The 7,517-nt window shown below is 67.2% G+C and carries 9 protein-coding genes and 1 tRNA gene; 4 read left to right on the forward strand and 6 right to left on the reverse strand.

Annotation, left to right across the window (positions count from 1 at the left end; translation table 11 throughout):
• Nucleotides 1–42 precede the first annotated feature (42 nt).
• From VKI00_RS32055 to VKI00_RS32065, 3 genes are read right to left on the reverse strand one after another with little or no spacing between them, the layout of a single operon-like run.
• Complete coding sequence (locus VKI00_RS32055; RefSeq protein ID WP_324447263.1) at nucleotides 43–735, reverse strand: histidine phosphatase family protein; 693 nt, start codon at nucleotides 733–735, stop codon at nucleotides 43–45.
• Nucleotides 732–1,562, reverse strand: a complete 831-nt coding sequence (locus tag VKI00_RS32060) for an undecaprenyl-diphosphate phosphatase (protein WP_324447284.1) — start codon at nucleotides 1,560–1,562, stop codon at nucleotides 732–734. The genes VKI00_RS32055 and VKI00_RS32060 overlap by 4 nt, the downstream gene beginning before the upstream one ends.
• Before the next feature lie 40 nt (nucleotides 1,563–1,602).
• Nucleotides 1,603–1,917 carry a hypothetical protein gene (locus VKI00_RS32065; RefSeq protein ID WP_324447265.1) on the reverse strand — a complete coding sequence of 105 codons (315 nt, stop codon included), beginning with the start codon at nucleotides 1,915–1,917 and terminating at the stop codon, nucleotides 1,603–1,605.
• Nucleotides 1,918–2,111: 194 nt separating this feature from the next.
• Between VKI00_RS32065 and VKI00_RS32070 the strand changes: the two genes are divergently transcribed.
• Genes VKI00_RS32070 through VKI00_RS32080 form a run of 3 tightly spaced genes read left to right on the forward strand, consistent with a single transcriptional unit; the run spans nucleotide 2,112 to nucleotide 4,431 of the window.
• Complete coding sequence (locus VKI00_RS32070; RefSeq protein ID WP_414687351.1) at nucleotides 2,112–3,110, forward strand: YncE family protein; 999 nt, start codon at nucleotides 2,112–2,114, stop codon at nucleotides 3,108–3,110.
• Entirely contained in the window at nucleotides 3,107–3,361 is a 255-nt protein-coding gene (locus tag VKI00_RS32075) for a DUF5703 family protein (protein ID WP_324447267.1), read from the forward strand. The genes VKI00_RS32070 and VKI00_RS32075 overlap by 4 nt, the downstream gene beginning before the upstream one ends.
• On the forward strand, nucleotides 3,358–4,431 hold the full coding sequence (locus tag VKI00_RS32080) for a quinone-dependent dihydroorotate dehydrogenase (RefSeq protein ID WP_324447269.1): 1,074 nt from the start codon (nucleotides 3,358–3,360) through the stop codon (nucleotides 4,429–4,431). Before VKI00_RS32075 ends, VKI00_RS32080 begins: the two co-directional genes overlap by 4 nt.
• A gap of 16 nt (nucleotides 4,432–4,447) precedes the next feature.
• Here the strand turns inward: VKI00_RS32080 and VKI00_RS32085 are convergent, their stop codons facing one another.
• The 3 genes from VKI00_RS32085 to VKI00_RS32095 are packed head-to-tail and all read right to left on the reverse strand — an operon-like array spanning nucleotide 4,448 to nucleotide 7,171.
• Nucleotides 4,448–5,218: a hypothetical protein gene (locus VKI00_RS32085; protein ID WP_324447271.1), complete on the reverse strand. Its 771-nt coding sequence runs from the start codon at nucleotides 5,216–5,218 to the stop codon at nucleotides 4,448–4,450.
• 29 nt (nucleotides 5,219–5,247) lie between these two features.
• Entirely contained in the window at nucleotides 5,248–5,778 is a 531-nt protein-coding gene (locus VKI00_RS32090) for a YbhB/YbcL family Raf kinase inhibitor-like protein (RefSeq protein WP_324447274.1), read from the reverse strand.
• Nucleotides 5,779–5,815: 37 nt separating this feature from the next.
• Nucleotides 5,816–7,171, reverse strand: coding sequence for a M20/M25/M40 family metallo-hydrolase (locus tag VKI00_RS32095; protein WP_324447276.1), 1,356 nt, complete (start codon nucleotides 7,169–7,171; stop codon nucleotides 5,816–5,818).
• 131 nt (nucleotides 7,172–7,302) lie between these two features.
• On the opposite strand from VKI00_RS32095, the gene VKI00_RS32100 reads away from it, so the two are divergent.
• A tRNA-Leu gene (locus VKI00_RS32100) sits at nucleotides 7,303–7,388 on the forward strand.
• The last annotated feature ends 129 nt before the right edge of the window (nucleotides 7,389–7,517 follow it).

The raw sequence follows: 7,517 nt of genomic DNA on the forward strand, positions 1-7,517 counted from the left end.
CGGCAGTTGCGCCTGAGTCGTAAATTCTCCGGCCCGACTTGCTCAGTCGGTAGAGCCGCCGACGACCGCATCGTCGGGCGGCGCCTCACCATCTGGTGACGGAGCAGCCGTCAGCGCGGATGTCAGCCGCGGGCCGGTGTGGTTCACGTGCAGCACGAACGGACGAAGCCGGGTGTAGCGGATCACACTCATCGATGCCGGATCGGCGGAAACCCGTTGGAAACCGTCGAGGTGTATGCCCAGCGCGTCGGCGACGACCGCCTTGATGACGTCGCCGTGTGTGCAGGCCAGCCACAGCGCGTCGCCGCCATGCTGCTCAGCCAGCCGCGCGTCATGGTCACGGACGGCGGCGACGGCACGCGTCTGCACCTCCGCCAGCCCCTCACCGCCGGGAAACACCGCCGCGCTGGGATGCGCCTGGACGACGGCCCACAGCGGCTCCTTGAGCAGGTCGCCGAGCTTGCGGCCGGTCCACTCGCCGTAGTCGACTTCCGACAACCGGTCGTCGAGGACCGGTTCGAGACCAAGCGCCTCGGCAAGCGGCTCGATCGTGCGCCGACATCGCAACAACGGTGAGGACACCACCGCCCGGATCGGCAGCTCAGCGGTCCGATCGACCAGGTCGGTGGCTTGCTGACGGCCCTTGTCGTCGAGGTCGACGCCCTCGGAACGACCGGCCAGCACGTGGGCGGTGTTCGACGTGGATCGGCCGTGGCGCAACAAAATGACGGTCACGTGGCGCTCACCACGCCGGTTGCCAACAGGATCAGCACGGCCGCGCCGGCGGCCACCCGATAGCCGACGAACCAATACATGCTGTGCCGCACCAAAAACCGAAGGAACCACGCGACCGCGGCGAGGCCGACCACGAACGCGATCACGGTAGCCACCAGCAACTGCGGACCCGTCGCACTCATCCCTTCTAGCACCGGGTGGAAGGCGTCCGGCAGCGAGAACAATCCGGAGGCGAACACCGCCGGAATGGCCAGCAGGAAACCGAACCGGGCGGCCAACTCCCGCTCGAGACCGAGGAACAGCCCGGCGCTGATGGTGGCTCCCGACCGGGAGACGCCCGGAACCAAAGCCAGCGTCTGGGCGACGCCGACGATAAGGGCGTCGCGCCAATTCAATTGGTCGACGTGCCGGCTTTGCCGTCCGAAACGCTCGGCCAACGCAATCACCACCGAGAACACCACCAGCGCGGTCGCGATCACCCACAGGTTGCGCACGCCCGAGCGGATCTCGTCCTTGAAAAACAGCCCGAGGATGCAGATCGGGATCGTGCCGATGATGACGTACCAACCCATCCGGTAGTCGGCATTGCGATGCGCTGCCACGAGCAGCCCGTTGAACCACGCCTTGACGATCCGCACGATATCTCGAGCGAAATAGACCAATATGGCCAGCTCGGTGCCCAATTGGCTTACCGCGGTGAACGACGCGCCGGCGTCGTCGGCGAAGAAGACCCGCGACACGATCGCCAAGTGGCCTGACGATGACACCGGCAAGAACTCGGTCAGGCCTTGCACCACGGCCAAAACGACCACTTGCCACCAAGACATCGCGGGCGTCGCAGTCACGACGACGACCGTACCGGGTGATCTAGTCGGCGACCTCTGCGAGGGCGACCGCGTCGCGCACCGCGGCGGTCAGGCTGCGCTCGTCGGTGACGTCGACGTCGACGACGCTGCAGCGCACGGTGGTGGCGATATCTTCGAGCTGCGGGACCGGGCCGCTCAGCCGCGGCCGGTATATCTCGACGAGGAGCCACTGACCTTCGATGCGGAAAGCGAAGCTCCGGCCATCACCAACCTGGCCGAACCCGCTGGCCAGCACCTTAGCCGAGAAAACCCCGAACCACATATCCTCGATAGCAAACTCCGAGTCACGGACATGGCGGTCGGCGGCGACGCTCATATCGCGACCATACCTCGCCGACGGTTTTCGGTTCGCGCCACGAGCCAGGGGCTTGCCGGGCGACGTTCCCTTAGTATCTGATTCCAAACCCGACCACCTCTTCGAACTGGCAGCCCCCTTGACGATCCGAGAATTACCCTGTGCCGCCACACCGCAAACCCGGTGAACGCGTCGTTCGCTGGCAGGCAGCTGGCCTGCTGCTTTCCCTGACATTGGTGGCGGGGTGCTCGGCTAAGGCGCTCGAGGGAACCCCACCGACGATTGAGCCCGCGCAGCCGGCCGTTTCCCCGCCGCTGTCGCAGGCTCCATCGGGTGTCGTGCGCCCGCTGGACGGCAAGGCCCAGGCGGCCGTATTCGACGGCCGCACAGCGCAATTGGTGATCTTGACCTCCGGGTCAGCCCCCACAGCACCCGCCAGCATCGCCGTGATGGGCTCTCAGCAAACACCGCCGCACGTCATCAACCTGCCCCGCCCGGCGACCGCGCTGGCCGGTGACGGGAGCGGCAACGCATTTCTGTCCACCCACGGCGGCTACTTCGTGGTCGATCTGTCGACCGGACACGTCGCCCGCGTTGATATCAGCGGGGCGGAGAGCGTCGATTTCACCGCGATCGCGCGCCGCGCCGATGGCACCGTGGCGCTGGGCACCGCCGACGGCATGGTGTACATGGCGGCGCCCGGCCAGCCAACTGCCGTCAACCGCGCGAAGGTCTTCGCGCACGTCGATTCTCTTGCAGCGCAGGGAAATACCGTGGCCGTCCTAGATCGCGGGCAGACATCGGTCACGACGATCGGCGCCGACGGTAAGGTCGGCCAGTCGTTACGAGCCGGCCAGGGCGCCACCGCGATGGTGGCCGATCCTGCGGGACGGTTGTTGGTGACCGACACCCGGGGCGGCGAGCTGCTGGTGTTCGGCGTCAACCCGCTGATCTTGCGTCAGGCCTACCCGGTACCACAGTCCCCGTATGGCCTGACCGGGTCTCGCGGGCTGACCTGGGTGTCGCAAACGGCGGCGAATTCGGTTATTGGTTACGATCTGTCAACCGGAATCCCTGTGGAAAAGGTACGGTACCCAACCGTGCAGCAACCGAACGCGCTGGCCTTCGACGATGCCGCGGGCACGTTGTATCTGGTGTCGGGTTCTGGCGGGGGCGTTCAAATCATCGAGCACGCGGCGGCGGGCCCACATTGACAACGGCACGACGCAGCCGGTTGCCGGTGGGTTGGGACACCGAGCTGTCCGACGAATACGAGTGGGTGCCGCTGCGCCTGCCACCGGAGGTGACCGGGCTCAGCGCCTCGACCCGACTGTCCATCGAAGCGGAGTACCGCGGCTGGGAGCTGACCCGGGTGCGGCTGTATACCGATGGCAGTAGGCGGGTGTTGTTGCGCCGCAAGAAGTCTCGCACTGACAATGGCCGGCTCGACCAGCCGGAACTGTGACGCTATACGGCGCGCTCCGCAGGTTGCTGTTCCTGGTGCCGCCCGAACGCAGCCACGAGCTGGTGTTCGCCGCACTGCGCGGTGTCACCAACGCTGAGCCGGTACGGCGGCTCCTGGGCCGACGGCTGGCGCCGACCGATCCGGTGCTGGCCAGCACGGTGTTCGGGGTGAGCTTTCCCGGGCCGCTGGGTCTGGCCGCCGGCTTCGACAAGGACGGCATCGGATTGCATGCCTGGGGCGCACTGGGATTCGGCTATGCCGAGATCGGCACCGTCACCGCCCATCCGCAACCGGGCAACCCGGCTCCTCGACTGTTCCGGCTGCCCGCCGACCGCGCGCTGCTTAACCGGCTGGGCTTCAACAACCACGGCGCCGCGGCGCTGGCGTCCAGGCTGGCGCGACATCACCCCGACGTGCCGATCGGCGTCAACATCGGCAAGACCAAGTCCACCCCGCCCGAGCAGGCCGCCGACGACTACCGGGCCAGTGCCCGGCTGCTCGGGCCGCTGGCCACCTACCTGGTGGTCAACGTCAGTTCGCCGAATACACCCGGGCTACGCGATCTGCAGGCGATCGGGTCGCTGCGCGGCATTCTGTCGGCGGTGCTCGCCGAGACCTCGACGCCGGTGCTGGTGAAAATCGCGCCGGATCTCGCCGACTCGGACATCGACGACATCGCTGACCTGGCAGTCGAACTGGGTTTGGCCGGCATCGTCGCCACCAATACCACGGTGTCGCGCGACGGGCTGAGCACTCCGGGGGTCGATCGACTGGGCAGCGGCGGCATCTCTGGGCCGCCGCTGGCACACCGCGCGGCCGCCGTGCTGCGCCGGCTTTATGGCCGGGTCGGCGACCGGCTGACGCTGATCAGCGTCGGCGGCATCGAGACCGTCGACGACGCCTGGGACCGCATCACCGCCGGGGCGTCGTTGCTGCAGGGCTACACCGGCTTTATCTACGGCGGAGGCTTGTGGGCCAAGCACATTCACGACGGTCTGGCCATTCGGCTGCGCGCGGGAGGGTTTGCCTCGCTGAGCGACGCGGTCGGTTCGGCAGCCGCTCGACCCTGAGCCGAGGTTGGGCTGCTCAGCTGTCGAACGGCGCCATCCGCACCGCGAGCGTCATCCCGCAGCGCCGGAGCAGCCCGAAGCGTCCCCCAGGGACGGCGCGCGCCTCGTCATTGATCGTGTCGCTGAGGCCGCGCTTGAAGCCGGGCCCGCGCGGATAGCGTCGCAGCACCTCAGCGATGTTGTGCGGAGCAACGTCCCACGCGCGTAAGCCGGCGCCGTCGACCATCGCCCCGTACTGCACGTAGTACGCGATGGCGCCATCCCGCTTGACGGTCGCGCCTGGCGTCGTGTGGCAGCAGATGCCGTCGGCGATCAGCGCGGCTCGGCCAGGATCGATGCCCCCGGCCTGAGCGCATGCCAGCGCTCGCTCGGCTCCCCGGATCGTGAAGTCCTCGCCCGGAACCGGGACGGTGGCTCCCCAGTCGTGAACCAGTGCGGCGCAGTAAAACAGCTCGCGATCGAGCCGCTCGCGGTCGAGGGCCGCCAGTGCCAATCCCCACATCCAGGTCCGATACGAATGGGCGGCAATCAGATTGGGCTGCTCCGCGCACGCCGCCTCGGCCAAACGCGCAAGCCGTGAGTCAGGTGGCTCGAAGTCGCGCACGTCGATGGCTGACGCGCCGTCGGGCAGCCTCCCGAGCGCCAACTTCACCCGTCCGACGACGTTGACCGCCTGACCCACGGCGATCGCGCCGATCAGGCGGCGCCGCTCCGCCGCCGTCAACATGCCGCGGGTGCGCCGGGCCCACTCGAGGCCGCCGAGCCGGTTGGGGTCGGGAATCGTCATGCGGGCCGTCCCGACGTCGTCGCGATGCCCTACCGCTGTTCGTAAGTTCCGTAGATGACTGCTCGGGCGATCGCGTGCTGGAACAGATTGAAGCCCAGGAATGCGGGGCTGGCGTCCTCGGTGAGGTCGAGCTTGTCGACATCGACCGCGTGCACGGCGACGTAGTAGCGGTGCGGGCCGTGGCCCGGGGGCGGCGCCGCGCCGACATAGCGGCGCATACCGGCGTCGTTGACCAGCGTCTGTGCGTGGCCCGGTAGTTCGTTGCCGTCGCCGGCGCCGTCGGGCAACTCGGTGACCGAGGCGGGCAGGTTGGCCACCGCCCAGTGCCAGAACCCGGACAGGGTCGGGGCGTCCGGGTCGTAGACGGTCACGGCGAAGCTTTTGGTCTCCTCGGGAAAGCCGGACCAGCTCAACTGCGGGCTGACGTCTTCGCCGCCGGCGCCCAGGATTCCGCTGATTTGCGGTGTCGCCAGCGGCTGCCCGTCGGTGATCGACGCCGACTCCAAGTGAAACGACGGCAATTTGGGCAGCGCAGCGTACGGGTCGGGCGGTGCGATCATGGTCGATCCCTTCTCGTGTGTTTGGCTCAATTCGGGGCTAGCAGTGTGTCAAAAAGTGTGTCAGCACCTCGGTGCCAAACCTGAGCGCGTCGACGGGTACCCGTTCGTCCACTCCGTGGAACAGCGCGGAAAAATCCAGATCCGGCGGCAGTCGCAACGGAGTGAAGCCGAAGCAACGAATACCCAACCGCGCGAAGGCTTTCGCGTCGGTGCCGCCGGACATCATGTAAGGCACGGTCCGCGCGTCGGGATCCACTGCCAGCAGCGCGGCGTTCATAGTCTCGACCAGGTCGCCGTCGAAACTGGTTTCATACGAAGGCAAGTTGGTGATCCACTCACGACGCACCTCCGGGCCGATCAGCTCGTCGACCTCCGCCTCGAACGCGGCTAGCCGGCCGGGAAGCACCCGGCAGTCCACCACGGCCTCCGCGGTCGCCGGCACCACGTTGGCTTTGTAGCCGGCCTTGAGCATCGTCGGGTTGGCGGTGTCGTGCAGGATCGCCTTGAGCATGCGGGCCATCGGACCGAGTTTGTCGACCGTCCCCTCCAGGTCGGAGGATTCTGCGTCGAACGTCAGACCCGTCTCCTCGGTGATGGCCTTGAGAAACTGCTGCACGGTGTCGGTCACGACCAGCGGGAACTGGTGGCGACCCAGCCGTGCCACGGCCTCGGCGATCCAGATGACGGCGTTGTGGTCATGCGTCATGGAGCCGTGCCCGGGCCGGCCGCGCGCCGTCAGCCGCATCCAGTGCAGGCCCTTTTCCGCCGTCTCGATGAGATACAGCCGACGCTCGCCGCCGTCGCGGCGCGGCACGGTCAGCGAGAAGCCGCCGACCTCCCCCACCGCTTCGGTCACGCCCTCGAACAGGTCGGGCCGGTTGTCGACCAGCCAATGCGAGCCGTACTTGCCACCGCTTTCTTCGTCGGCGACAAAGGCGAACACCAGATCGCGCGGCGGCACGACGCCGGCCCGCCGGAACTGCCGAGCGGTCACGATCATCATGCCGACCATGTCTTTCATGTCGACCGCGCCACGGCCCCACACATAGCCGTCCTCGATCGCACCGGAGAACGGGTGCACGCTCCAGTCGGCCGACTCCGCCGGCACCACGTCGAGATGCCCGTGGATCAGCAGCGCGCCGGGGGAGCTGTCGGCACCCTTGAGCCGCGCAAACACGTTGCCCCGTCCCGGCGCACCGGATTCCAGGTATTCGACTTGATAGCCGACCTCTTCTAATTGGGCGGCAACCCATCGGGCGCATTCGGCCTCGCCCTTGGTGGTTTCCAGATCGCCGGTGTTGGTGGTGTCGAACCTGATCAGCCTGCTGACAACGTCCACCACGTCATCGACGGGTGTTTCGGTTGGCACCGTCACAGTCACCTTTCCTACCATTGCAACCCACGCGGCCGCGCGGCGACCACAGTCGGGTACCCGCAAACCCGGCCGCCCCCACCTCGGCCCCGCTGGGTTTGGGTGCGAGCAGGCGAATCCGTTAGCCTTAGCTGCCAATTGATTGGCCTTGAGTCCGAGTGGCGGAATGGCAGACGCGCTAGCTTGAGGTGCTAGTGCCCTACTAATGGGCGTGGGGGTTCAAGTCCCCCCTCGGACACGGTTACTACCCCTACCCGTCGGACGAATCGAGACGCCGACGATCTTGGCGGCGACGTTGTAGACCATCTCCAATCGAAGCGCCGCGTACAACGCCGCCAACTCCGATGGATCGGCGCTATTGAGCAGC

This window comes from Mycobacterium sp. (assembly GCF_035314665.1).
In the GTDB taxonomy this organism is placed as follows: domain Bacteria; phylum Actinomycetota; class Actinomycetes; order Mycobacteriales; family Mycobacteriaceae; genus Mycobacterium.

Excerpts from the sequence above, each read along its gene's own strand:
- VKI00_RS32095 (WP_324447276.1), bottom strand. The coding sequence starts at position 7,171 with ATGGTAGGAAAGGTGACTGTGACGGTGCCAACCGAAACACCCGTCGAT.
- VKI00_RS32065 (WP_324447265.1), bottom strand. The coding sequence starts at position 1,917 with ATGAGCGTCGCCGCCGACCGCCATGTCCGTGACTCGGAGTTTGCTATC.
- VKI00_RS32060 (WP_324447284.1), bottom strand. The coding sequence starts at position 1,562 with ATGTCTTGGTGGCAAGTGGTCGTTTTGGCCGTGGTGCAAGGCCTGACC.
- VKI00_RS32090 (WP_324447274.1), bottom strand. The coding sequence starts at position 5,778 with ATGATCGCACCGCCCGACCCGTACGCTGCGCTGCCCAAATTGCCGTCG.
- VKI00_RS32085 (WP_324447271.1), bottom strand. The coding sequence starts at position 5,218 with ATGACGATTCCCGACCCCAACCGGCTCGGCGGCCTCGAGTGGGCCCGG.